The organism is Escherichia sp. KS167_9B, from assembly GCF_030295215.1.
Taxonomy (GTDB): domain Bacteria; phylum Pseudomonadota; class Gammaproteobacteria; order Enterobacterales; family Enterobacteriaceae; genus Escherichia; species Escherichia coli_F.
This window is the reverse complement of record NZ_AP025754.1, coordinates 3,179,543-3,203,465: the sequence shown is the minus strand read 5'-3', so window position 1 is coordinate 3,203,465 and position 23,923 is coordinate 3,179,543. Positions and strand designations below refer to the sequence as shown.

Annotated in this window: 35 protein-coding genes and 2 pseudogenes; 25 read left to right on the top strand and 12 right to left on the bottom strand. The window is 53.2% G+C overall.

Annotated features, from left to right (window positions below):
- The first annotated feature begins 135 nt into the window (after positions 1 to 135).
- From QUE34_RS16040 to QUE34_RS15960, 18 genes are all read left to right on the top strand, one after another.
- The gene (locus tag QUE34_RS16040; protein ID WP_001262654.1) at positions 136 to 972 is read left to right on the top strand and encodes a GPO family capsid scaffolding protein; all 837 of its coding nucleotides are present in this window, start codon (positions 136 to 138) and stop codon (positions 970 to 972) included.
- 23 nt (positions 973 to 995) lie between these two features.
- A complete protein-coding gene (locus QUE34_RS16035) occupies positions 996 to 2,048 on the top strand; it encodes a phage major capsid protein, P2 family (RefSeq protein ID WP_040072196.1) in 1,053 nt (350 codons plus the stop codon).
- A 45-nt stretch (positions 2,049 to 2,093) separates the two neighbouring features.
- Positions 2,094 to 2,894, top strand: a complete 801-nt coding sequence (gene gpM / locus QUE34_RS16030; RefSeq protein WP_000632329.1) for a phage terminase small subunit — start codon at positions 2,094 to 2,096, stop codon at positions 2,892 to 2,894.
- A gap of 102 nt (positions 2,895 to 2,996) precedes the next feature.
- Positions 2,997 to 3,491, top strand: a complete 495-nt coding sequence (locus tag QUE34_RS16025) for a head completion/stabilization protein (protein WP_089614667.1) — start codon at positions 2,997 to 2,999, stop codon at positions 3,489 to 3,491.
- Complete coding sequence (locus tag QUE34_RS16020; protein WP_000864901.1) at positions 3,491 to 3,691, top strand: tail protein X; 201 nt, start codon at positions 3,491 to 3,493, stop codon at positions 3,689 to 3,691. Before QUE34_RS16025 ends, QUE34_RS16020 begins: the two co-directional genes overlap by 1 nt.
- Positions 3,692 to 3,693: 2 nt before the next feature.
- The gene (locus tag QUE34_RS16015) at positions 3,694 to 4,017 is read left to right on the top strand and encodes a phage holin family protein (RefSeq protein ID WP_000104350.1); all 324 of its coding nucleotides are present in this window, start codon (positions 3,694 to 3,696) and stop codon (positions 4,015 to 4,017) included.
- A complete protein-coding gene (locus tag QUE34_RS16010) occupies positions 4,014 to 4,406 on the top strand; it encodes a M15 family metallopeptidase (protein ID WP_000072327.1) in 393 nt (130 codons plus the stop codon). Before QUE34_RS16015 ends, QUE34_RS16010 begins: the two co-directional genes overlap by 4 nt.
- A complete protein-coding gene (locus QUE34_RS16005; RefSeq protein WP_000780572.1) occupies positions 4,403 to 4,810 on the top strand; it encodes a DUF2570 family protein in 408 nt (135 codons plus the stop codon). Before QUE34_RS16010 ends, QUE34_RS16005 begins: the two co-directional genes overlap by 4 nt.
- Positions 4,692 to 4,961, top strand: a complete 270-nt coding sequence (gene lysC, locus QUE34_RS28640) for an Rz1-like lysis system protein LysC (protein WP_418930381.1) — start codon at positions 4,692 to 4,694, stop codon at positions 4,959 to 4,961. The genes QUE34_RS16005 and lysC overlap by 119 nt, the downstream gene beginning before the upstream one ends.
- On the top strand, positions 4,948 to 5,415 hold the full coding sequence (locus QUE34_RS16000) for a phage tail protein (RefSeq protein WP_000920594.1): 468 nt from the start codon (positions 4,948 to 4,950) through the stop codon (positions 5,413 to 5,415). The genes lysC and QUE34_RS16000 overlap by 14 nt, the downstream gene beginning before the upstream one ends.
- Positions 5,408 to 6,043: a phage virion morphogenesis protein gene (locus QUE34_RS15995; RefSeq protein ID WP_000356339.1), complete on the top strand. Its 636-nt coding sequence runs from the start codon at positions 5,408 to 5,410 to the stop codon at positions 6,041 to 6,043. Before QUE34_RS16000 ends, QUE34_RS15995 begins: the two co-directional genes overlap by 8 nt.
- An 11-nt stretch (positions 6,044 to 6,054) precedes the next feature.
- Positions 6,055 to 6,621, top strand: coding sequence for a phage baseplate assembly protein V (locus QUE34_RS15990; RefSeq protein ID WP_071597728.1), 567 nt, complete (start codon positions 6,055 to 6,057; stop codon positions 6,619 to 6,621).
- Positions 6,618 to 6,968, top strand: coding sequence for a GPW/gp25 family protein (locus tag QUE34_RS15985; RefSeq protein WP_089614669.1), 351 nt, complete (start codon positions 6,618 to 6,620; stop codon positions 6,966 to 6,968). The genes QUE34_RS15990 and QUE34_RS15985 overlap by 4 nt, the downstream gene beginning before the upstream one ends.
- A gap of 3 nt (positions 6,969 to 6,971) precedes the next feature.
- Positions 6,972 to 7,868 (top strand): baseplate assembly protein, encoded by an 897-nt coding sequence (locus QUE34_RS15980; protein ID WP_032419537.1) that lies wholly within the window; start codon positions 6,972 to 6,974, stop codon positions 7,866 to 7,868.
- Positions 7,861 to 8,469 (top strand): phage tail protein I, encoded by a 609-nt coding sequence (locus QUE34_RS15975; RefSeq protein WP_000071724.1) that lies wholly within the window; start codon positions 7,861 to 7,863, stop codon positions 8,467 to 8,469. The genes QUE34_RS15980 and QUE34_RS15975 overlap by 8 nt, the downstream gene beginning before the upstream one ends.
- Positions 8,466 to 10,109 carry a phage tail protein gene (locus tag QUE34_RS15970; RefSeq protein WP_286338856.1) on the top strand — a complete coding sequence of 548 codons (1,644 nt, stop codon included), beginning with the start codon at positions 8,466 to 8,468 and terminating at the stop codon, positions 10,107 to 10,109. The genes QUE34_RS15975 and QUE34_RS15970 overlap by 4 nt, the downstream gene beginning before the upstream one ends.
- A gap of 10 nt (positions 10,110 to 10,119) precedes the next feature.
- Positions 10,120 to 10,548 carry a phage tail protein gene (locus QUE34_RS15965; RefSeq protein ID WP_286338855.1) on the top strand — a complete coding sequence of 143 codons (429 nt, stop codon included), beginning with the start codon at positions 10,120 to 10,122 and terminating at the stop codon, positions 10,546 to 10,548.
- A 10-nt stretch (positions 10,549 to 10,558) separates the two neighbouring features.
- A complete protein-coding gene (locus QUE34_RS15960; protein WP_286338854.1) occupies positions 10,559 to 11,035 on the top strand; it encodes a phage tail protein in 477 nt (158 codons plus the stop codon).
- A gap of 6 nt (positions 11,036 to 11,041) precedes the next feature.
- Here QUE34_RS15960 and QUE34_RS15955 read toward each other — a convergent pair whose 3' ends face one another.
- From QUE34_RS15955 to QUE34_RS15940, 4 genes and pseudogenes are all read right to left on the bottom strand, one after another.
- On the bottom strand, positions 11,042 to 11,653 hold the full coding sequence (locus tag QUE34_RS15955; RefSeq protein ID WP_286338853.1) for a tail fiber assembly protein: 612 nt from the start codon (positions 11,651 to 11,653) through the stop codon (positions 11,042 to 11,044).
- Positions 11,653 to 12,111, bottom strand: coding sequence for a phage tail protein (locus QUE34_RS15950; protein WP_052829886.1), 459 nt, complete (start codon positions 12,109 to 12,111; stop codon positions 11,653 to 11,655). The genes QUE34_RS15955 and QUE34_RS15950 overlap by 1 nt, the downstream gene beginning before the upstream one ends.
- Positions 12,112 to 12,121: 10 nt before the next feature.
- Positions 12,122 to 12,472 carry a phage tail protein gene (locus QUE34_RS15945; RefSeq protein ID WP_286338980.1) on the bottom strand — a complete coding sequence of 117 codons (351 nt, stop codon included), beginning with the start codon at positions 12,470 to 12,472 and terminating at the stop codon, positions 12,122 to 12,124.
- A gap of 33 nt (positions 12,473 to 12,505) precedes the next feature.
- Positions 12,506 to 12,616: pseudogene (locus tag QUE34_RS15940) on the bottom strand (phage tail protein); the annotation flags it as partial.
- Positions 12,617 to 12,687: 71 nt separating this feature from the next.
- Between QUE34_RS15940 and QUE34_RS15935 the strand changes: the two are divergent.
- Positions 12,688 to 13,287, top strand: a complete 600-nt coding sequence (locus QUE34_RS15935; RefSeq protein WP_001165544.1) for a recombinase family protein — start codon at positions 12,688 to 12,690, stop codon at positions 13,285 to 13,287.
- A gap of 26 nt (positions 13,288 to 13,313) precedes the next feature.
- Here the strand turns inward: QUE34_RS15935 and QUE34_RS15930 are convergent, their stop codons facing one another.
- Genes QUE34_RS15930 through QUE34_RS15905 form a run of 6 tightly spaced genes read right to left on the bottom strand, consistent with a single transcriptional unit; the run spans position 13,314 to position 18,889 of the window.
- Complete coding sequence (locus QUE34_RS15930) at positions 13,314 to 13,802, bottom strand: phage tail protein (protein WP_000979945.1); 489 nt, start codon at positions 13,800 to 13,802, stop codon at positions 13,314 to 13,316.
- Positions 13,803 to 13,814: 12 nt separating this feature from the next.
- Positions 13,815 to 16,622 (bottom strand): phage tail tape measure protein, encoded by a 2,808-nt coding sequence (locus tag QUE34_RS15925; RefSeq protein ID WP_286338852.1) that lies wholly within the window; start codon positions 16,620 to 16,622, stop codon positions 13,815 to 13,817.
- The gene (locus QUE34_RS15920) at positions 16,609 to 16,764 is read right to left on the bottom strand and encodes a GpE family phage tail protein (protein ID WP_000333495.1); all 156 of its coding nucleotides are present in this window, start codon (positions 16,762 to 16,764) and stop codon (positions 16,609 to 16,611) included. The genes QUE34_RS15925 and QUE34_RS15920 overlap by 14 nt, the downstream gene beginning before the upstream one ends.
- Positions 16,765 to 16,772: 8 nt before the next feature.
- A complete protein-coding gene (locus tag QUE34_RS15915; RefSeq protein ID WP_000665308.1) occupies positions 16,773 to 17,138 on the bottom strand; it encodes a tail protein in 366 nt (121 codons plus the stop codon).
- Positions 17,139 to 17,192: 54 nt separating this feature from the next.
- Positions 17,193 to 17,705 carry a phage major tail tube protein gene (locus QUE34_RS15910; protein ID WP_000290450.1) on the bottom strand — a complete coding sequence of 171 codons (513 nt, stop codon included), beginning with the start codon at positions 17,703 to 17,705 and terminating at the stop codon, positions 17,193 to 17,195.
- Positions 17,705 to 18,889, bottom strand: a complete 1,185-nt coding sequence (locus QUE34_RS15905; RefSeq protein WP_000005380.1) for a phage tail sheath subtilisin-like domain-containing protein — start codon at positions 18,887 to 18,889, stop codon at positions 17,705 to 17,707. The genes QUE34_RS15910 and QUE34_RS15905 overlap by 1 nt, the downstream gene beginning before the upstream one ends.
- A 157-nt stretch (positions 18,890 to 19,046) precedes the next feature.
- Between QUE34_RS15905 and QUE34_RS15900 the strand changes: the two genes are divergently transcribed.
- The 6 genes from QUE34_RS15900 (at position 19,047) to QUE34_RS15875 (ending at position 22,355) form a co-directional block, all read left to right on the top strand.
- Positions 19,047 to 20,147, top strand: coding sequence for a phage late control D family protein (locus tag QUE34_RS15900; RefSeq protein ID WP_286338851.1), 1,101 nt, complete (start codon positions 19,047 to 19,049; stop codon positions 20,145 to 20,147).
- 42 nt (positions 20,148 to 20,189) lie between these two features.
- The gene (locus QUE34_RS15895; protein ID WP_042028452.1) at positions 20,190 to 20,450 is read left to right on the top strand and encodes an Ogr/Delta-like zinc finger protein; all 261 of its coding nucleotides are present in this window, start codon (positions 20,190 to 20,192) and stop codon (positions 20,448 to 20,450) included.
- 191 nt (positions 20,451 to 20,641) lie between these two features.
- Complete coding sequence (locus QUE34_RS15890) at positions 20,642 to 20,782, top strand: Hok/Gef family protein (RefSeq protein WP_000078920.1); 141 nt, start codon at positions 20,642 to 20,644, stop codon at positions 20,780 to 20,782.
- A 135-nt stretch (positions 20,783 to 20,917) separates the two neighbouring features.
- Entirely contained in the window at positions 20,918 to 21,214 is a 297-nt protein-coding gene (locus QUE34_RS15885; RefSeq protein ID WP_001519189.1) for a TM2 domain-containing protein, read from the top strand.
- 192 nt (positions 21,215 to 21,406) lie between these two features.
- Positions 21,407 to 21,604, top strand: coding sequence for a Com family DNA-binding transcriptional regulator (locus QUE34_RS15880; RefSeq protein ID WP_001353016.1), 198 nt, complete (start codon positions 21,407 to 21,409; stop codon positions 21,602 to 21,604).
- Positions 21,549 to 22,355: a DNA-methyltransferase gene (locus QUE34_RS15875; RefSeq protein ID WP_286338850.1), complete on the top strand. Its 807-nt coding sequence runs from the start codon at positions 21,549 to 21,551 to the stop codon at positions 22,353 to 22,355. The genes QUE34_RS15880 and QUE34_RS15875 overlap by 56 nt, the downstream gene beginning before the upstream one ends.
- A gap of 150 nt (positions 22,356 to 22,505) precedes the next feature.
- Here QUE34_RS15875 and raiA read toward each other — a convergent pair whose 3' ends face one another.
- Positions 22,506 to 22,847, bottom strand: a complete 342-nt coding sequence (gene raiA, locus QUE34_RS15870) for a ribosome-associated translation inhibitor RaiA (protein WP_000178456.1) — start codon at positions 22,845 to 22,847, stop codon at positions 22,506 to 22,508.
- 259 nt (positions 22,848 to 23,106) lie between these two features.
- A pseudogene (locus QUE34_RS15865) lies at positions 23,107 to 23,818 on the bottom strand (IS4 family transposase).
- Positions 23,819 to 23,923 lie beyond the last annotated feature (105 nt).

Sequence of the window (23,923 nt, the reverse complement as noted above, 5' to 3'; positions counted from 1 at the left end):
CAGGAAGATTACCCGCGCGCGAAACCGTTCTCCTTAACCCCCTGTTCTGGCCGTTTTCTTACAACAAAAGCCCTTTGTATCAGCCTGTTACGCTTTGCCATCATGACTGAAGAACCAGTCAGAGGGGCAAAAACTATGGCTAATGAAAAAAAGACATCCCGCAAAAAGTTTCGCGTGGCTGTCTCCGGATCAACTGTTGATGGACGCGAAATCAGTCCGGTACATCTGCGTGAAGCTGCCGAGAACTTCAACCCGGATGTTTACGCTGCCCGCGTGAACGTTGAGCACTATCTCTCGCCATGCCCGTCAAGCGAATTTTCCGCAATGGGCGATGTCACCGCGCTGAGTACGGAAGATATTACGGAAGGCCCGCTGGCCGGACGTACTGCGCTGTATGCAGAAATCGAACCGACCGAGCGCATGAAGCAGCTTGTCGCTGACGGCAAGAAAATCTATTCCAGTATCGAACTGCACCCGCAGTTCTCCGTTAACGGGCGCGCCTATCTGGTCGGGCTGGCGATGACCGACACCCCGGCAAGCCTGGGCACTGAGCGCCTGAAATTCACGGCACAGCAACGTCAGGCAGTGATGACGTTCAACAGTATCCAGGGTGAAGCACCGCTTATCTCCGAAGCCATCGAGTCTGAAATCATCGAAATGGCAGAACAACGCCAGGAAGAAGGCACCCAGTGGTTTAACCGCGTAATGGGAATTATTGGCCGTGGCCGCAAAGCGGATGACGCCAGTTTTTCCCGTATTCAGGAAGCGGTGGAAGGCGTCGCAACGTCACAGGCCGACATTATCGACCGTTTTAATGTGCTGGAAACCCGCCATCAGCAGGACCGCCAGAAAATTACGTCACTGACCACAGAGCTGGCAGCACTGAAGGAAAAACTGCGCACGCAGGACGGCGATCCGCAGAACCGGTTCACCGCAACGGGCGCAGCCTCCGACCAGCTGGCTGACTTCTGATAAGACAAAGGAGCAAATTTTTTATGAATCTGGTGATGTCAGATATTACCCGCAACAAGCTGGGTTGCTATATGGCGCAGCAGGCGTCGCTTAATAATATCCCGGTTTCCGCACTGGTATCGCGATTTACCGTGGAACCCTCGGTGCAGCAGCGTTTTGAAAACGCCTCAAAGGAAAGCACCGAATTTACAAAAAGAATTAACGTGATCGGCGTGACCGACCAGAAAGGCGAAAAAATCCTCCTGGACACCACCGGGCCAATTGCACGCACGAATACCAGTTATGACGGCACAAAACGCCGTAACCCGAATAACGTGGTTGATCTGAAAAACCGCAAATATCAGTGTGAACAGGTGAACTACGACACGTTTATTTCGTATCCGCAGCTTGATGCCTGGTCGGCACACCCTGATTTTCAGTCCCGCATCAGCGCACAGATTGCCCGACAGGTGGCGCTTGACCGCATCATGATCGGTTTCAACGGCACGTCTCACGCGGATGAGTCCAACTTCAGCACCAACAAGCTGCTTCAGGACGTTAACGTGGGCTGGCTGGAGCACATCAGAACCGACGCCAGCGAACGCGTTATGAATGACGTGACGCTGACCTCCCGCAACATGGACAACACCGTGGCACACGCGGGTAAGTATGCGAACGCTGATGCACTGGTACAGGACGCGCGTTCATCCCTGCTGGATGAATGGCACAAGGAAGCTGACGACCTCGTGGTGATTATGGGGCGCAACCTGTTTAACTCGCTGCGTCTGCCCGTGCTGAACAGCATCAGCGGCCAGAATCCTAATGCGGAATTACTCGCCGGGCAGCTCATTCTGTCATCGCGCACCATTGGCGGGCTGGGCGTGTTCCTTGCGCCGTTCTTCCCGGATTCAACGATGCTGATCACCTCATTCAACAACCTGTCAATTTACTGGCAGAAAGGTTCAATGCGTCGTCTGATGAAAGACGAACCGGAATACAACCGCATCGCCACCTACCAGTCCATCAATGACGCTTATGTCGTTGAAGACTATGGCAAGTGCGCGATGGTCACTGGCCTGAAGTTCGCCGACAGCTAATCAACTCACGGCGGGCATCATGCCCGCCTGTAACGGAGAGAAAAAATGATTACTCCTGCACAGCAACACTGGCAGAACGTGATGGCACAGCGCGCAGGCCGGGCGAATGAAGGCGTGGACCACGCCGCGCGTACCGCGCATGAAGAGGTGCTGTATCGTCTGCGTCTGGCACAGGCCCGGCTTAAGGGCGTACAGGCCAGAAGCGCGAAAGCCGCCATCAAAAAAGAGTTGTTGCCGGATTTTTCCGGCTGGATTGAGGGAACGCTGGAGGCTGACGGCGGGCAGCAGGATGAAGTGATTGCCACGCTGATGGTGTGGGCGATTGACTGCGGCGATCTTCCGCTGGCGTTGCGTATTGGTGCGTATGTGGTCCGTCATAACCTCATTATGCCGGATAACTTTGGCCGTACTGCTGCCACAGTGCTGACCGAAGAAATCTGCAACCCGGTACTGACGCAGGCCGGGGCGGATGCCGACGCGGATTTGTCCGCCTTTATCGAACCACTGGACACCCTCCGGAAGATTGTCACCGACCAGGACATGCCGGACGAAGTACGCGCCAAATTATGCAAGGCGTGCGCCTTTGCCCGTCGTGGTCTGACCGATGCAGACAACATGGCCTTATCACTGAAGCTGCTGCGCGAAGCGATGCACCTGAACCCGAACGCAGGTGTGAAACGCGAGATTGCAACCCTTTCCCGCGCCCTGAAAAAAGCCGATTCCGCAGCCGAACCAGAAGACGCCAGCGCACAGCAGGCGCAGGACGAAAGCAGCAAAAGTAAAAAGACAACGCGGAAGCCTGCAACACGAAAAACCACCGCGACGCAGAAGGCGAAGCGCGGTTAACGACTGACCCCGTCAGCGGGCGGCGTGCGCGGTGTTCCGGTTTGACTCCGTGACCGTTTACACCGCGCACCCACCGCCCGATTTTTTTCAGGAGTGAACCCCATGAGTATGGTTGCCAGAACTGAACCCAGACCCGCAGAGGACGACATCACCGATACCGATGATGGCGATACCCGCATTTCAGCGGGTGCATTCTGGCCGGATATTGTGCTGCGCGAGCTGCGTCTGGCGGTACGACTGCCGGGCCGCGTGACCACCTCCCGCCTGCTGCATACTGCCACCGGGGCTGTGGCACACGTTACCCGCGAGCTGGAAACATGGCAGCAGGAACAGCAGGCAGCTGGCCATCAGACGCTGGCCGATGTTCCGGCACCCGTAATTAACGGAGAAAGCGTCAATCTCTGGCACTGGCGCAATGCTGTTTATACCGCCACGCGCGCCCTGATTCTGGAGCGTTATCGTGATGCAGACACAACGGACAAGGGCGACCGCCGGGCGGACGCTCTGGATATACAGACATCGGATTTGTGGCGTGATGTGAGCTGGGCCATCTCTGACATTCTGTGCCGCCCGCGAATCTTTGCGGAGCTGTGCTGATGAAAGTGAAGGCACTGGAAGGCGACACCGTGGATTCGCTCTGTTTCCGGTACTACGGCACGACGCAGGGCGTCACCGAAAAGGTGCTGGATGCCAACCCCGGACTCTGTCAGCAGGTATTTCTGGACGCCGGGCAGGAAGTTGAGATGCCGGAGCCGGAGAAGAAGAAACGAGAAATGATTCAGTTGTGGGGGGAGTAGCAGTGAGCACCATTCAAACAGGGATCACAGAGCAGGTTATTGCATGGCTCTTTGACCACCTGCCAACGGTGTATGCAGTAGGCGCGGCGGTCAGCATTTCCGCGCTGATGAGTCTTTATGACGGACGAACACTGGTTCAGACCGTAACGGGATCGCTGGCGTGCGGCGTTCTTGCCATGGCCGTGGCCGGGTCGTTGCGCTTCTTCGGTTTTCCTGAAGATGCCGTGACGTTTATCGGCGCATCAATCGGTTTTATGGGGGCAGAGAAAGCACGCGACAAGGTTATTGCGGCCTTTAATCGCAGGGTGAAGGAGAAGGACGAATGAGCAACACATTTAAATTCAGCAGCCGGAGCGAAAAGAATTTGCAGGGCGTAAATCCTGATCTGGTGAAAGTGACCCGACGGGCACTGGAAATCTCGGAAGTGGATTTTGGTATCACCGAAGGGTTGCGCAGCCGTTACCGCCAGAAGCAACTTGTGGCCACAGGTAAGAGCCAGACCATGAACAGCCGCCACCTTACGGGGCATGCCGTGGATGTTGTGGCTTATATCGGCAGCCAGGTGTCATGGGAATGGCCGCTGTACGAAAAAATCGCAGCAGCATTCAGACAGGCCAGCCGGGAACTGAATATTCCGGTGGAATGGGGCGGCGACTGGAAGACCCTGAAAGACGGACCGCATTTTCAGTTACCACACGGAGCCTATCCGGCATGAAGCTCTGGCCCACGCTTGGCGTCGCTTTCCTTCTGATTGCCGGATGGGGAACATCCATGCGTCTGTCGTGGTCGCTGGGCCGGGAGAACGCCAGAAACGAAGCGCAGGCCAGCACCCTGAAAAGTACCGCCGACACCCTGAATATCATCAGCGCCGGGGTACAGGATATGCAGCAGGTGCTGGCGCAACTCCGCGTGGAAAATCAGCAACGCAATCAGGACGGAGAGGTAAGACGTGAACAGCTACGCAACGATATTGCAAAAGATGAATGCGCCCACGCTTTGCCTGACGCTCGTTTTACTGACAGGTTGCGCAGGCACGCAGAACGCGCCACGGCCAGCGCCGTCAGTCCGGCTTATACCGCAGACGCTGACCATACCGGTAATGCCTCCCCCCTTCCCTGATACTCCCACATGGGGAAATCTCGGTATATGGGGCGACCGCCTTCTGGATGCACTGGAAACCTGTAACGCGGATAAACGGGCCATTGAATTACTGGAACAGCGCAGGCTGCAACGACTGAACAACGAGGACAACAACCATGCTGAAAACTGATTCCCTGCGTGAAGCCATGACCCGTTCATGCCGATGGTGTCAGGCCAACCCGGAAAAATTCACCATTTTCGTGGAGAGCGGCAACATTGAAACGACCGGAGAAACGCCCTCGTTTGTTTACCGCTATCAGATGGTGATGTTTGTCATGGATTACGCCGGGGAGCTGGACGACCTCACGCTGCCGCTACTGGCGTGGTTATCAGAAAATCAGCCACAGTTGTTGCTCAATCCGGAGCGTAATCAGGACATCAAATTCTCCGCCGTTATCAATGACGATGACAGCGCCGATCTCCTGTTTACGCTCCCTCTGCGGGAACGCGTTCGCATCACGCGCAGCAGTCAGGGCACGCCGCAGGCAGAACACCTGCCGGAGCCAAAACCCCGCCTGCCATCTTCCGAAGGCGACTGGTCGCATGTATTCCAGGATGTGACGTGGGGTGAAAGCGATGGATAAGGCATTCACCCGCGTGGATGAAACCTTTGAGGCCATCCGCGACAGCCTGAATCAGCAGGCCATCAATAACATTGCCAGAAAGCTGGCACAGGATTTACGCCGCGCCCAGCAGGCGCGTATCCGGTCACAGAAAGCGCCGGACGGGACCGCGTGGACACCACGCAGACGCCGCGTAACCCGGATACAGGAACGCATTCGCTTTATCTGGAATAACGAAGCACGCACGCTGAAAAACTGGCATCACGACACGGGGAAATACGGGCGAACCATTACCGGGTGGGATGAGGATAAAAACAATATCCGCACGTTTTACCGGGATGACATCGACCGTTTTCTGGAAATACGCACCCGGCGCATCAACCAGGACAGCACAAAGCGCGTCCCCATGTTCGTAAAACTGCGCACCGCCCGCTACCTGAAAGCCCGTGCAGATGCTTCCGGTGTGACGGTGGGTTACAGCGGCGTGGCCGCACGTATTGCCCGCGTTCATCAGTTCGGTGAGCGCGATCAGGTTGCGCCGGGCATTTTCACCGATTACCCGGTACGTGAGCTGCTGGGTATCAGCCAGGCAGATGAGCGCCTGATTTATAACACGGTGCTGGGCCGGATTGCGGAGGCTGTACGGTGAGCGCAGAACTCATGCGACTGCTGAGCAATATCATCCGCACCGGGATCATCTCTGAAGTTGATGAGAAGTCCTGGCGCGTGCGCGTTCGCAGCGGCGAACTGGAAACAGGCTGGTTGCGCTGGAACACCACGCGCGCGGGAGCCTTCAATGTGTGGCTGCCGCCATCACCAGGCGAACAGGTGGTAATTGCCTGCATTGGCGGCAACCCGGAAACCGCCATGATAATTGGCAGCCTGTGGAGTGATGCCAGTCCAGCCCCCGGCAAAAGCCTGAAAGAAATCGTGGTCAGCGCGCCGGATGGCGCGGTGTTCCGCTACGACGCAGACGCTGGCGCACTGAGCGCCAGCGGCATGAAAACAGCCACCCTGCAGGCATCCGTCAGCGTGACACTGGATACGCCCGTCGTGGAATGCACAAACCTTCTGAGAACAGCGACGCTTGACGTCACAAAAGGGGGAAAGATGAGCGGCAATATCACGCACAGCGGCGGCGATTTCACCTCAAACGGCATCACAGTGCATACGCATAAGCACGGTGGCGTTAAAGGTGGCAGCGATTCGACAGGAGGCCCGCAGTGACAACCCGCTACACAGGAATGAACCTGGACGGAACGGGAAACCTGAACGATATGGAGCACCTGAAACAGTCAGTCAGGGACATCCTGACCACCCCGCTGGCCAGCCGGGTTATGCGACGGGAATATGGCAGCCTTGTGCCTGATTTGATTGACGAACCCATGAATAACACCACGCGTCTGCAATGCATGAGTGCTGCCGTGATTGCGCTGACACGATGGGAACCCCGCATTGCCCTGGATGCCATCGACGTTGTCTGGAAAGCGGGAGGCCGCGCCGGGGTGACACTGTCGGGCACTGTCATGCAGACCATGCAGAATGTTGAGTTAACCATCACGCTGAGGGAGTAAATCATGCCCGCCGTTGACCTTTCCCAGTTACCGGAACCCGCCATCATCGCGGAGCCTGACTTTGAAGCAATTCTGGCTGACACAAAAGCCATGATGATTGCGTCCTATCCCGCCGAACAGCGTGAAGCCGTTTCCGCCGCGCTGGAGCTGGAATCGGAACCCCTGAACGTTATCGCTCAAACCATGTCGTTTCGTGAAATGCTGTTACGCCAGCGGGTCAATGAGGGTGCACGCGCCTGCATGTTAAGCCACAGCGCCGGGACAGACCTGGACAACCTCGCGGGCAATATGAACACAAAGCGCCTGGTTATCACTCCGGCAACGGATACCACCGACGCGGTGATGGAGAGCGACACCTCGCTGAGACTGCGGGCGCAGCGGGCGTACGACGGCCTGAGTGTTGCTGGCCCGTCAGGTGCATACGAGTATTTTGCCCGCAGCGCCAGCGGTCTGGTGCGCGATGCGCGGGCTATCAGTCCGTCTCCGGCCTGTGTGACGGTTTCCATCCTGTCCACTGAAGGCGACGGCACAGCAACGGAGGCGTTGCTTAATACCGTTCGCGCCGTTCTGAATGCAGAGGATACCCGCCCGGTGGCCGATCGCCTGACCGTACAGAGCGCCAGAATCGTGACATGGCGGCTGAATGCAAAACTGTACTTTTACCCCGGCCCGGAATCCGAACCTATTCTGGCCGCGGCTGAATCGTCGTTCAGGAAGTGGCTGGCTGAACAGGGGCTTATCGGTCAGGACGTGGCGTTGTCCGCCATTGCTGCCGCACTGCATGTGCACGGTGTGCAACGCGTGGAGATAATCGAACCCACACAGAATATGGCCATCAGCGACATACAGGCGGCGCGCTGTGAGTCATTCACCATCAGCGAAGGTGGGCGTAATGAGTAATTCGTTGTTACCACCATCAGCCAGCAATTTCATGCGTTGTGCCGAAGCCGTCGGAACACGCATTACAGACATTCCGGTAGACCTCAACACGCTGTGGTCGCCGGACACCTGCCCGGTGCATCTGCTGCCTTATCTCGCCTGGGCGTTTTCCGTTGACCGCTGGGATCGCAACTGGCCGGAAGAGACAAAGCGACAGGTGATTCGTGATGCATGGCTGATACACCGACACAAAGGGACCATCAGCGCACTGCGAAGAGCCGTGGAGCCTCTCGGCTACCTGATTGAAGTAAAGGAGTGGTGGCAACTCAACGAGGAGCCGGGAACATTTCGCATTGTTGTCGGAGTACTTGATCAGGGCATCACCGATGAAATGTATCAGGAACTTGAGCGCCTTATTGCGGATGCAAAACCAGTAAGTCGCCATCTGACGGGGCTGGCGATCAGCCTGAGTGTGAACGGAAAGATTTTCGTTGGTACGGGATGCTATCACGGCGATGCCTTGACGGTTTATCCCTACACCCCGGAGTCCATTATTGTCGAAGGGGATTATTTCCCTGCCCCGGCCATTCATTTAATTGATAATCTGAGAGTAAACGCATGACAGTGAAATACTACGCCATTCTGACTAATCAGGGCGCGGCACGACTGGCTAACGCGACGATGCTCGGCAGTAAGCTGAATCTGACGCAAATGGCCGTTGGTGATGCAAATGGTGTGTTACCAACACCAGACCCTGCACAAACAAAACTGATTAACCAGAAACGCATTGCACCGCTGAATCTTCTGAGTGTTGACCCTAACAATCAGAGCCAGATTATTGCGGAGCAAATCATCCCTGAAAACGAGGGAGGATTCTGGATCCGTGAGATTGGTCTTTATGATGATGAAGGTGTACTCATTGCGGTGGCAAACTGCCCGGAAACGTACAAACCGCAGTTGCAGGAAGGCAGTGGACGCACCCAGACTATCCGCATGATTCTGGTTGTCACGAACACCGAAGCCATCACGCTGAAAATCGACCCGTCTGTAGTTCTGGCAACCCGCAAATATGTGGATGATAAAATCTCAGAGCACGAACAGTCACGACGTCACCCGGACGCCTCGCTGACCGTAAAAGGTTTTACTCAGTTAAGCAGTGCAATTAACAGTGAATCAGAAACACTGGCCGCAACACCGAAAGCGGTTAAGGCTGCATATGACCTGGCTAACGGGAAATATACCGCCCAGAACGCCACCACTACACAAAAAGGGATTGTTCAGCTCAGTAGCGCCACGAACAGCACGTCTGAAACGCTGGCAGCAACACCAAAAGCTGTTAAGGCGGTAATGGATGAAACGAACAAGAAAGCACCATTAAACAGCCCGGCACTGACCGGAACGCCAACAACACCAACAGCGCCACAGGGGAATAATAGTACCCAGATCGCAAGCACGGCTTTCGTTATGGCCGCGATTGCCGCACTTGTAGATTCGTCACCTGATGCACTGAACACGCTGAACGAACTGGCTGCGGCGCTGGGCAATGACCCGAATTTTGCGACCACCATGACTAACGCGCTTGCGGGTAAGCAACCGAAGGATGCCACCCTGACGGCGCTGGCAGAGCTTGCTACATCAGCAGATAAACTCCCATATTTTACAGGGGCAGATCGTGCCGCGTTAACCGCGTTGACAAGTGTTGGACGTGCCATTCTTGGTAAAACCAGCACTCAGGGAGTTCTTGATTACCTTGGTTTGGGGGAAGGCTCTGCACTGCCCGTTGGTGTACCCGTTCCGTGGCCCTTAGAAACACCGCCAACGGGATGGCTGAAATGCAACGGAGCAGCATTTTCTTCTGAAAAGTACCCAAAACTGGCAAAGGCTTATCCCACCAATAAATTACCGGATTTACGCGGTGAATTTATCCGTGGCTGGGATGACGGACGTGGTGTGGATGCGGGGAGAACAATATTATCCGCTCAAGGTGATGCCATACGTAATATCTATGGTGAGTTCAAGACTGTAAACACCGAAAATTATTCAATATGGGAATCAGTAGGCTCATTTAAGGGGGCAGTGGTGCCTTTGAGTCCCTCAACGAACAATAGTTATTTCTCCTTAATCAGAAGTATGGTGACTGAAAGAACAGATGGCGCTGTTTACCCAAAAGTGATTGGCCTTGATGCTTCAAGAATTGTTCCAACTGCAAACGAAAACCGCCCACGCAACATTGCGTTTAATTACATCGTAAGAGCAGCATGAAAACGTTGGTTTGGGGGAAGGCTCTGCACTGCCCGTTGGTGTACCTGTTCCATGGCCCTCAGCCACGCCGCCAACGGGGTGGCTGAAATGTAACGGCGCAGCATTTTCTTCTGAAATGTACCCCAATCTGGCAAAGACCTACCCCACCAATAAATTACCGGATTTACGGGGCGAATTTATTCGTGGCTGGGATGATGGACGTGGTGTGGACAATGGGAGGGCATTATTAAGCAGCCAAGAGGCTACAAATTTTTCTCAGCGTGCCGGAAATATAGGCGATGGTGCGGGCCACGCAATTAATTTTCATGATGGCATAGTCGGAAATCAGCCAGGATTTTCACGATTTAATTTCACCAGTAACTCTGTAGGCGATGGTATAAATTTTGTTGCTGTCAGGCCGCGAAATATCGCATTTAATTACATCGTAAGGGCAGCATGAAAACGTTGGTTTGGGGGAAGGCTCTGCACTGCCCGTTGGTGTACCCGTTCCGTGGCCCTTAGAAACACCGCCAACGGGATGGCTGAAATGCAACGGAGCAGCATTTTCTTCTGAAATGTACCCCAATCTGGCAAAGGCTTATCCCACCAATAAATTACCGGATTTACGGGGCGAATTTATTCGTGGCTGGGATGATGGGCGAGGAATTGATGCAGCACGCGCTTTATTGAGCATTCAAACCGGGATGTTGGAAAAACACCGCCATATTGTTGTAGCTAACGATGGATATGACACAAAGGATGAATGGGAGTTGGCCACGATTTTCAAAAAAACATATACACAAGGCAGGGGGCTTGATGCCACAAATACAGGAGGGAGTTTGATTCCATCACCAACGCTTCATTCACGAGGAAGTATTGGTAACACAGGTGGTAGTGAAACCCGCCCCCGCAATATTGCATTTAACTATATCGTGAGGGCGGCTTAGTTATATTCAACTGGCTGCTGCCAGTGGTATTTCCGGCAAGTTGATATCTGGTGCCATGTTTATATCCATTGCGTTCAGCGCGTCTATATAATCCAGCACGGCGTTAAGCTGGGTGGTTTCTGCCTGCGTCAACTTCCGCCCGGCCCGCAACTTCAACTGAATCAGACTTATGGAATCCATTGCCGCATCAGCCAGTGACTGGCGCTTGGTTTCTGCCGCTTCTACTGCGGCACGATGTTGTGCCTCAGTATCTGTCACCCATTTTTCACCATCCCATTTATCGTATGGTGTTGACGGGGCGATAGTGGTTGTATTTTTCGGGTAGTCACCCAGCGTCGTGATTTCTTCGGTGTTTCCCGTGTCAGTGTTATAGACGGTTTCACCACGATGATCTGGCGTATACTCCCATGAATTTAAATTCTCCGAACGGCGGATAGCATAGCCCGCTTTATGTGCGCCCGGGGCATCTAAACAGGAATTTGCCGGAATACCGACACCCGCAGCAAGATATTCAGTTGATTCGGAAATATATTCCCGTGTCTCACCATCATAGTTATAAACGACGATGTTTCCTGCCTGTACGGCAATAAGGTCATCATTTAATATCGCGTTATTCATTATGCGGTTCTCACAATATAATTGAAGGCAATATTGCGTGGGCGGGTTTCATTCCCCTCTGAGGATTCCGTTCTGTATTGACTGGTAAATCTACCGTTAATTGCACCTTGCCGGACGGCGTTATCTGTCGACAACAGACTATCCCCTCCTTTGTCATTTGGCACCAGTACCGTGTTATCCCACGCATCCCATGACCGAATATTATGATAATGACTTCCTGTTAACCACCCCTGCATGCTTAAGATGCCCCTTCCGGCATCCACCCCGCGCCCATCATCCCAGCCACGAATAAATTCGCCCCGTAAATCCGGTAATTTATTGGTGGGATAAGCCTTTGCCAGATTGGGGTACATTTCAGAAGAAAATGCTGCACCGTTACATTTCAGCCACCCTGCTGGCGGTGTGGCTGAGGGCCACGGAACAGGTACACCAACGGGCAACGCAGAGCCTTCCCCCAAACCAACGTTTTCATGCGGCTCTTACGATGTAATTAAATGCAACGTTGCGAGGGCGAGTTTCAGACGCTGCAATACCTAAACCTGCCACGGATTGCTTATATGTTTTAAAGGTTCCATAATCTGGAGCTGGTAATCCGGCATCGTTCGTATTCCCCCTTCTGATGATATCAGTACCACTATTTACCCAGCCTTCATCAAAATAAAAATTAATCGTTGAATCAGTCACAATGGAGGATTTGGATGGTAATCCATGTGCGTGATCTTCCGTTGCATACCCTTGACTTGATAATAATATTCGTCCGCTATCAATGCCTCGCGCATCATCCCAGCCACGAATAAACTCACTACGTAAATCAGGCAATTTATTTGTCGGATAAGACTTTGCCAGATTGGGGTACATTTCAGAAGAAAATGCTGCGCCGTTACATTTCAGCCACCCCGTTGGCGGCGTGGCTGAGGGCCATGGAACAGGTACACCAACGGGCAGTGCAGAGCCTTCCCCCAAACCAACGTTTCCGTCTTTATCCCTACCTATACCAACTATGTATTTTTCACGAAACAAAGAGGATGTTTTTTATGCAAATTGGCTATATTCGTGTGTCAACAAATGACCAGAACACGGATTTACAACGCAATGCACTGAACTGCGCAGGATGTGAACTGATTTTTGAAGATAAAATCAGCGGAACGAAATCAGCCAGACCGGGATTGAAAAAACTGCTCAGAACGCTATCAGAAGGAGATACGCTGGTTGTCTGGAAGCTGGACAGACTGGGCAGAAGTATGAAACACCTGATCACACTTATTGAGGAATTGCGGGAAAAAGGTGTTAATTTCCGTAGTCTGACGGACAGCATTGACACATCAACACCCATGGGGCGTTTCTTTTTTCACGTCATGGGGGCTTTAGCCGAAATGGAACGTGAATTAATTGTAGAGCGTACACTGGCCGGGCTGGCAGCAGCACGCGCACAAGGACGCATTGGCGGACGTCGCCCGAAGTTGACAAAAGAACAACACGAGCAAATAGCGAGGCTGATTAAAAACGGTCATGACAGGAAACAACTGGCGATCATTTACGACATCGGCATATCGACGATTTATCGTTATCACCCTGTAGGCGATATACAGGCTGAAGAAACAACCAGGCAGACTCAGGAAAATGAAAACCGCTAATCTGACCATTAGCGGTTTTGCGTTAATCAAAACAGCCCTTTAACGGAGCTGGCCGCGCTGTTAAGGGATGATGTGACCTTATCTTTGAAGCCGGACAGCATATCACTGAACGATGAGGATTGCAGGCGCTCCCGCAAATCCTCATCACAGCGTTCAAGAGTCAGTGAAAATTCTATCTTTTTCGCCTTACCGTAGCGATCAAACTCGGAGCGGGTCGTATTCGTTTCAGTCAGTACATACATGCCGTAAATCTGCCCGACACCATCAATCAGAGGCCAGGGGCGTCCTGTATATGCCTGCGTGGTCAGCAGCGAAAGCGACACTTCGCCACCTGTAATTTCAGGATAAAGCACGCCAGAAAGCACGATGCGATCATCACCTGCACCGATATACTGCCAGCTTGCTGAACGGTTAACGCGTTCATTTTTCACATGCCGCCAGCTTTTGTTTTGCTGTAACTGCTGATGCGGCAGCGTGCGCAGCTCAAAAACAAACATGCCGTAGATCATCATCATGGCCATGACTCCTCAATCTTTATCGTAAAAACTGCCACGCCCGGCACGGGCGCGCCGTTCCATTTCTGCCCTGACCATTTCACCGACCAGTTTCGCCAGTTCGCGGGGATTCTGTGTAACGACGTTATGCAGATGAACATGAATTTCACCGCCAAATCCTGAGGCAACAGGTTCCCGGTTACGCGAAGGTGCTGGGGCTGATGCCACTGGCGATCGTATGGCTTCCGCCACCGGGCGGGAGCTGGCCGCAACAACAGGGACCAGCGCCGGAGGCAGCGGGGCCGGAACCACAGGCGTGATATTAATTGCGGGGGCAGGCTTACTGACCTGTGCAATCTTCCGCTCCTGCCACTCCCCACGAACAGTAAGTGCGCGGGGCAGGTTCTTAAAGACAATATCGCCGGGGCCAATGCGTTTTTTCGTCTCATCAACCAGCTTACCTGTGTTATCAGCAATTTTGCTGAGTCTGCGTAGCGTACCGGTATTGCTGTCTGTGAGCGGTTTATTATCTTTGGGTTTATCACCTCCGGTGCCATTGCCATTTTCTACAGGCTTCGGCGGATTGATTTTCGCCAGGTCCCCCTGAAGCAAGGCAACCTTGTCCTGGAGAATAGCCGCACGCTGTGCGTCTTCGATTTTCTTTCTCGCCCTTTCTGCTTCATCCGGAAGCACACCGAGTTTTTCAAGTATCCACGCCAGCGTATCCAGCAACATTTTTGCAGGCGTCAGAACAAGCTGTAACGCGCCACCAAGAACGTTACCGAATATCTCGCCAGCACTGGTACATTTATCCAGCGTCTCCTTGCTGGACTCCATTGGTGACAGCAGCGATTTAAACCAGTTAAACACCTGGCCGATCCCGCTTCCGATTGCGTCAAAAACAGGGCCAAACCGTTCAAAGGTTTCGCGCAACGGGGTCAGCCTTTCCATAATCCCGCTGAACACCCCGGCAAAAAATGCCCTGATGGGATCCCAATATTTCCAGATAAGAATGGCAGCTCCGGCAAGCGCAGCCACGATAAGACCAACCGGACTGAACAGCGCCCCGATAGCACCTCCCAGCAAAGAAACGGACCCCGTCACCATTCCCCATAGTGCTGGCAGGACCCTGACAGCATTCATTGATCCGGTCAGGAGAGAAAAACCAAGACGCAGTTTTGCCAGCGGGCCAGCAAGCACACCAATAGCCAGCGACAACGAGCCAACCGTTGCAGTCATTGCCAGCAACGCACCGCCTGCTATCAGTAGCTGGCGCGTCAGTACCGGATGGGCCTGCGCCAGCGCAGTCACCTTTGATACCACCCGCGTGAGCCACTGCGTGACAAAACGCAGTGGACCGTCAATCAGATCTGCAATGCGGATGCGCAGACCTTCCCATGCACTGCCGAGTGATTTCAGATCGCCGTCAAGGTTGTTGGCCATAACCTTTGCTGTGCGTTCAGCCTCACCGCGCGCGCCTTCAAGTTCTTTTCTCAGTTTGGGTAAGGAGCCGTCACCTGCCGCATCAACGAGGGCCATAAATGATGTGAAAGCCTCTTCTCCGGCAATGTCCTTAAAGAACGATACCCGGTCAACTTCCCCGTATTTGCGGGTAGCTTTATAAAGGTCAGCCAGCACATCCTCCATCGGGCGCATTTTGCCCCCGGCATCCGAGACAGACACGCCAAGCTCTTTCAGGGCCTCTGCTGCCGCCTTAGGCGGTGATGCCAGACGAGCCAGGCTGGCACGCATTGCCGTCCCGGCATCACTCCCTCTGATACCCATATTCGCCAGCACGCCTGCCATCGCTGCGGCCTGCTCCAGCGATATTCCCAGCTTACCCGCCACCGGACCTGCATATTTCATGGTTTCGCCCAGTGCGCGAAGGTCAGTGTTGGTACGGGTAAACGCTGCGGTGAGTGTGTCGCCAACCCGGTCCATCTGGTCAGCAGAAAGGCCGAACTGAGTCAGGATATTTGAGCCAATATCCGCCGTCTCGCCGAGATCCATGCCGCCAGCCGTTGCCATGCTCAGCACGCCGGGAAGCGCAGCCTGAATGGCCTGCGGAGTGAAGCCAGCCATTGCAAGAAATGCCTGCCCACTGGCGGCATCGCCTGCGGTGAACTGCGTTTCAGAGCCAAGTTTTAACGCCTGCTCACGCAGCACCTTAAACTGCGGGCTGTTCTGGTCGATTCGCGTCAGCGCCTGAACGCGGGACATCTCTTTCCCGAACCCGATTGCGGGCTGCAAAAAACGCCCGGCAGCATAGCCGCCCGCCGCTGCCGCACCAATTGCCAGTGCACCACCTGTTTTCAGTTTTCCCGCTGTTTCCTGCGCGCGCGAATACCGCTCACGCGCCAGCGTTACACGCGCAAGCGCCTGCCGTTCGCGTTCAAGCTGGTTGTTGTACTGTTCGGTGCGTCTGATGGCCTGTTGAATGGTGTTATCGCTGCCTGTCAGGGAAATGCCGTGGCGTTTCAGCTCTCCGCCAAGCTCCCGCATTTTCTGAATTTCCCGTGCGCGCGATTCATTCAGGCGTTCAAGTCGGGTGCTTAACTGCTGCATCAGCTTTTGTTGTTTTTCGCTGAGCACTGTACCCGTGCGTTGTAACTGATTAAGGGCGTTAAGCTGGCGTCGTGCTTTCACGATACCCGCATCCGCTTTACTGACAGCGTCGCGGGCGCGCTCAAATGAACGCGCCTGACGCTCGAGATTTTTGATCGCCACCTGCGTTCGCTGGATGGAGTCACCAAACTGCCCCATCAGGCGGCGGGCGTTTTCGGCAGGCCGGGTCAGCCTGTCAACGGCGCTGAAAGCGACCCGGATATCAAGAGTCTTCATTGTCTGCATTCCCGCTGCGAAGTGCCGCCCGCTCACGCCAGCTAACCACTTCGCCGGGCGTCATCATGAAGATTTCGGCGGGCGACCAGTTAAAAATAACGGCAATATCTGCCACAAAGTCTTCTATGTGCTCAAAGCACACAACCGTGATCAGGCTTCCGTCGCCTGTTCGTTCTTCCCGCCAGAGTCCGCACCGCTCAAAAAATTTACGGCAACCACACATAACTGAATAAAGTCACGGGATGCCATTTTTTTGATCGTCACTTCATCCAGTCGCGGTGATGTCACGCGTGACAGCAGCGTAAACATGGATTCCGCTTTCAGATTCAGCACATCAGACAGCGACAAATCTCGCAGAGATCCAGCCTGCTCAATAGCTCCGGTGATCTCCACATACGTGATTTTTTCGCCGCCTCGCTCAATTGGTTGGGTAAGTTTTACGCCACGCTCACTGGTTTCTTTCACAGTGTCAGCAACTACCGTGTTTTCGGTATCGATGTTTTTCGTCTCTTTCATCAGGAAACTCCTTTCAGTCAGAGGCGACGCACTGCGCCGCCTGCATATTACTTATCAGCCAAGCCCAAGCGCGGAACGGATGCGATCGGGCACAATGTCCTTGCCGTCCTTCCGGTAAATGAAGTTCAGCAGGTCAATCTCCCACAACGGACGATCGTTAACACTCAGCTTGTAGTAGGTGTTTTTAATGGCGTAAGTGTGTGATGTGGCTTCGCCCTGTTTGGCTTCCCCCATATCAATTTCCGTCACACGTCCGCGCATTTCGACTTCATACAGGTCGCTTTCTGCATCAGTGTAATATTCACCCGCAAAACGCAGCAGCGTGCCGTCAATCGTGCCGCCATACTTAAGGAACAGCTCACGAACTGCGCCCCCCATGACAAAGCTCGCATCAAGCGCGGAGTCGTCCAGACCGAGATCAATACTTACCGCACCCATCATGCCACCACCCCGGTAGCTGTCGGTTTTGCGCGTCAGCTTAGGCAGAGTGACGGACGTCACCTTACCCACTTCGTTTTCACCATCCACAAACAGCGTAAAAAAGCGAAGATGTTTTGGCACAGCCATCAGGCACCTCCCAGAACCGCAAATGCGGGTTCAAAGTATTCATCAGTAAACGTCTGGTAAAGCTCCATGTCTTCCAGTGGCGGAACGGGCGTATATTTGTAGCGAATACGCACACGCCCCTGACGTAAATCCGTGGTGCTGTTATCCACCACGTCATACCAGCACTCCGCGCCAATCAGTTTCCCGGCAGTAACCAGTGAATCCAGTTTTGCCCTGATGGCACTGATAACATCCTTCACGTTCGCAGGCGTCAGTGGACTGTCGATGGTTTCAAACTGCGCTTCCGCAATTGAATCAGCCAGCACCTGTGCGGTTCGGGTATACACCTCAAAGATGTAGGCGTTCGTTTCCGGTGTGCGGTTGCCCCAGAAGCGGAACCCGTTGCGACGAATAATGGTCGTGATTTCTTTGTTGTTGAGGCTGTTGGCATCACTGTCTTCGGCCTGTAACGACCAGAACACATGCCTGGACATCCCCAGCACATTTTTAACCGGAACGTTGGACAGCGATTTGTGCCAGCCCTGCTCATGGTCAATGTACGCACGAAGGCCGCACGCATAGGCAGGCGCGGGGAACGTTTCGTTTTCGCCACTTTTCGGGTTGTAGGCGATAAAGTCCGGCCACAAGAGCATCACTTCACGTTCGTTGAATTTCTGGCGGTAGGTAATCGCTTCAGCCATCGTGTTACAGCCGTGACATGAGGCATACACAAACGCGCGCAGCTTACCCGCAATCACGCACAGGGATTTTGTCACCGCCTCCGTGTCCAGCTCCGGCGCGGCCAGAATACGCGGACGGTATCCGATGCTTTCATCCTGCTCTGCAACAAGCAGCGCATACATCCCCGTATAGCTGCCGTCATCCTCAGAACCACCGATAACCAGTTGATCCTGCGTCTTTCCGTCTTCTTCTTTGTGTTCAGCCACGCGAACGACGATCACCTTTGTGCTCACCTGGTCTGCGATGGCCTTAAGCGCACGATAAAGCGTCCCCGTTGTTCCGCATTTTCCCAGCACGTCATTGACGCGGGTCAGCAGTGTGGGTTTGTTCAGCGGGAACAGCTTCGCGTCCGCATCATCCGCCGTTGCCACGATACCGATAACGCTGGAATCAACATCGTTAATCGCTGTTACCAGGTCGGTATTTTCCGTAACACGGGCACCATGAAAACGAGTTTCACTCATAGCTTCAGCCCCTTGTATCCGTTAAATGATTCGGCAACAATCATCACCCACCACGCGCGTAATCTCACCCCTGCGCCATTCTCCCGCCACGGCGACAACAAAAAGCAGTAACCCCCTCCGCACGCACATGCGACCATGCCACACAGGGAGGGAGCAGATGACCGACACCACCATGCAATTGCTCAGTCAGGGCACAGACCCCGTGAAAATGCCGGATTTTGATATTCTCGCGGAGGGTAAAACGCTGTCAGGCGTGGCAGAGCGCCTGATGAGCCTGTCACTGACCGACAACCGGGGATTTGAGGCGGACCAGCTCACCATCACGCTGGATGATGCGGATGGTCAGTTGCAGCTACCGTCAAGGGGCGCGCGCCTGACGGTTCTCATTGGCTGGAAAGGAGAACCGCTGACAGAAAAAGGCACTTACATTGTTGATGAAATCGCTCACGAAGGACCGCCGGACAGGCTGACTGTTTCAGCCAGAAGCGCAGATTTTCGGGATGAATTTAACGTTAAACGTGAGGTGTCCTGGCATGATGTGACCGTTGAGCGTGTGGTATCCGCCATCGCTCATCGGTATGGTCTGAAACCGCAAATCAGCGAAATGCTGATGGATATCGAAATCGACCACGCCGACCAGACCGAAGAAAGCGACATGTCCTTCCTTACGCGCATGGCGGAAATGCTGGGCGCAATCACCACGGTAAAAAGCGGTAATCTGTTATTCATCATGCCCGGCGGTGGCGTGAACGCGCAGGGCCAGCCGTTGCCATCGTTTGCCATCACACGCAGCAGCGGCGATCGCCATCAGTTCCGCATTGCTGACCGCGAGGCGTATACGGGGGTACGCGCCTACTGGCTTGATCTTAATTACGGGAAAAAGAAAAAAGTCAGCGTGAAACGCCGCAAACCGAAAAAGGAGAAAAGCAGCAGCCGTGAAGGTGACTATATGGAAGGTGCGGAAGGCAATGTGTTTGTGTTACGCAAGACTTATCAGAACGAACAGGCAGCAAGACGCGCAGCGGCGGCAAAGTGGCAGCAGCTACAACGCGGAGCCGCAGCGTTCTCCATCACACTGGCACGTGGACGCGCAGAACTCTACCCCGAAATGCATGGCACGGTAACAGGATTTAAAAGCGAGATTGATAATCAGGACTGGATTATTGCGAAAGCCGAGCACACCATTGATAACAGCGGCTTTACCACGCAGCTTGAGCTTGAGGCAAAAATCCCGGAATGGATAGCAGAAACAGAGTGAGCAACTTAGAATAGCGGCAGCACCACGTTAAGGGAGGTCGCTATGTTCCGTTGTCCGCTTTGTGGCGCATCTGCCCGTATCCGCACCAGTCGTTCGGAAAATGATTCAAACACCGTACGGAAAAAATATTACCAGTGTAACAACCTGGAATGCGGCGTATGCTTCTCAACACTGGAAGCCTTCCATAAATTCACATCAAAACACGCCTCCGGCGTTCACTCTTCAGAAGGTATCCCGTGGCATGAGCTGCCAGCTTCACACAGGGGAAACAATCAGATGAGTTTGCCTTTACCTCAGAATTAACAGGCAGAATTGCCGGAGTAACAAAAAAGCGATAGATTACGCGCGGGTGCCTTTCGGCTGATGGTCGGAGGGAATACCCGAAGGCCAGATGTGGAAAGGCCCCGGAAAACATTTCTGTTTAACCGAGGCCCTAACATATCTACCTTAAGCAAGTGATAGGTTAGCGCCTCTCCAACAAAGGAGCAAGCGCTATGTCGCAAAAATCGCTTACGGCCATCACGTTCTGCGTGACGGTAATCCTCATCATCTGGATGCTGCACGGTTCGCTGTGTGAAATACGGATGAGCTTCTGGGGAGCGGAGTTTGCGGCGTTCTTACAGTGTAAGCAGTAAGGAAACCGCGACGGGGGAGCAATCCCCCGTCAATCGGTTGCCAGGGTATGGTCGAAGTGGCACCCAAATTTAAATTGAGGCCCACCAGTAAGAGTGGTGGGCTTAACGCTTATTTAAATTTGAAAGGAACTCTTTATGAGTGAAATGGTATTTTGTCGCGGATGCGGCAAGGAAATACATAAAGATGCCACATCCTGCCCCAATTGTGGAGCACCTCAAAGAACAGCAAGTTCAAAAAGCAGAATGACAGCAGCACTACTGGCTTTCTTTTTAGGTGGTCTTGGTGCACACAAATTTTATTTAGGTAAAGTGGGGCAAGGATTCCTTTACCTTATTTTTTGCTGGACATTCATTCCGGCAATCGTGGCATTTATTGAGTTTTTTATCTATCTATGCACCTCTGATGAAGACTTTGCCCGCAAATATGGCTAATGCCTAGTGGGCGAATCAGAATGACAAACCCGCAGCGTAAAAACTGCGGGTTTTCTTTTTGGTGTCCTCATAAATGAGGGTAACACCATTCATAAGTGATAGGCATAGCAGATCGATGCAATAAATCCGATCGATAAAAGCGATCGATTTGTTATCATATCGGCAGCAGTAACCACACAAGAGGTGCCGCAAATGACGCAAAATGTACGATGCAAAAATTGCAACAAACTACTTGCCCGCGCCTCATTTCACTACATTGAAATAAAATGTCCGCGCTGCAAAACACTTAACCAGATAACGAGAGCCATCGAGCACCCCACACACATGAGGAGTTATGACCGTGGGGATCGCAATCCAGCACCAACCAGCACATACACCGGAACACACTAAGGTTTATCAGACTGACAATGCCACGCTCTGTCGTGGGAATGCGCTGGAAATATTGCCGCTGATTGAGCCAGAAAGCATTGATGCCTTAATCACTGATCCGCCTTACAGTTCGGGTGCGACACACAAGGCCGGACGCACCAACCAAGGCAGCCATGCAAAATATCTGAACGGCGAGAACCTTCACCGCTTTGATGGGTTCGCGGGTGAAAACATGGACGCCCGTTCGTGGGCTTACTGGACACAATTATGGATGGCACAGGCACACCGCGCAGTCAGGCCGGGCGGTTATGCCCTAGTATTTACTGACTGGCGACAACTACCAGCTTTAACCGATGCGTTTCAGGCCAGCGGCTTTACATGGCGCGGCATCATTGCGTGGAATAAGGGGAGGGGGTCACGAACACCCCATACGGGGTATTTCAGGCATCAGTGCGAATACATCGTCTGGGGCAGCAAAGGCCATTTAGATAAATCGCCTTCGGGGCCGTTCGACGGCTGCATGACGTACCCGGTTATCCCGTCAAAGAAAATGCACCCGACCGGAAAACCAGAAGAACTAATGGCGGAACTGGTCAGGACTGTGAATAGTGGCGGAACAGTCCTTGATCCTTTTATGGGGTCAGGGACAACGGGTGTGGCTGCACTGAAAGCAGGGCGAAAATTTATTGGTATAGAAACCAGTGATCATTATTTTGAGGTAGCAGCGCAGCGGCTTCGGGGGACTATTACCACAACCATTTCGGCTATATAAGACAAAGCCCGCATTTTTTGCGGGCTTGTATATCATTACTGATGTGGACAGTTTGTGGATGTTTATAAGAAATAAGCTAATAGAAACAATTTGTTAGCTTTATAAAAAACGCGCCCGAAGGCGCGTTGGCGATACACTCAATATAAAGGACTACTCTTCTTCAACTTCTTCGACGAAGTTGGCGTCTTTCACCGATGTTGCGGCACGACGTGCTTCGCCTTTGTGCTGCAGTTTATTGAGCTGCCGTTCCAGCTTGTTGATCAATTCGTTAATTGCTGTGTACATATCTTCATGTTTACCACTGGCAACCAGAACGCCGTTAGGAGTATTGATTGTGGCGTCAGCAACAAAACCTTGTGGCTCTTTGGACAGAATGATATGTGGATTAATCAGATGTGTTTGCCATTTTTCCAGTTTGGCGAGACGGTCTGCGACATGTTGGCGGATGGCCGGAGTAATTTCCATTTGTTTGCTGGTAATGTTCATTGTCATAAATTTTACCTCTTGTCTTCCCGTCTTGGTGAATTCAGCATACCGTTCCTGATGTCAAAATGTGTGATGGAAATCTCATAATTTTGTCACTTTTTGTCAACGAATCTTTTTTGTGAGAAATCGCAGGAAGAGGTGTTTTTTTACTTGAGGAATATCTCAAAGCGAGCCATATTTGATGAGATCGATAGTGACTAAATCGCTTCAGTTTCACAACTAACAGAATAAAAAAACGGCAGCTCAAGGCTGTAATGCCAGTCAGTTAAGCAACTGACTGGCTCTTTTTCGGGGCTGTGGGGTATTTCCAGGGCCTCTCCTTTACCACTCTCGGGAAGGCCCTTTCCCTTCTTGTCGGTAATTTCACTGGTTGTCCCATACTTGCAAGATCGCGCATCAGCTCCGGTATACGTCCCGGTGAAGCGCATGGCGTCCGTCATCGACGTCAGCAGATGGCTGGTCAGTTCCATCTGGCAGACCATTTTGACCTGCGGGTAGAGCGCCGGGTTCTCGGCATGTGTCTGGCGGGGGAAGGCTGCATCGTTCTCTGGTGTATCCGGTGTGCGCCAGAACACACCATCGATGGCCAGCAGGGTCAGGCCGCACCAGTGCGGATGCAGCGTGGCGTTATGCCAGAGCTGCGCTGTTTTCGTGAACACGCGTCGGACAGCCTCACTTCCCAGGCGCTGGCGGGCCTGAATAACGGCACTGGGGGCAACGAAGGGGCGATTGCCTGGCAGCATGATGTCCAGGCGATTCACAATCTGGTGAAGAGGTTCTTTACGCTCAAGCGCCATGCCAACAATACACCAGACCATCATTTCGAGGGGAAGACGGCGCTTGCGTAGCGTTACAGTACCTGATTCGGCAAGGCAACGAGAGATGAGTTCGGGGTCGAGGTAATCCCCCAGAAAAGTCAGTGGGTTACGCAGAGAATCGTAACGGGATACCAAATCAAGGGCCTGTCCAATGAGCATAAATAAATATCCTCCGGCATAGCCGGAGGTTTTTCAAATGCGCCTGTAAGGCTCTGTTACCAGCCGCGCCCTAACAGGCGCATACGATCTGACATTTGCATTCAA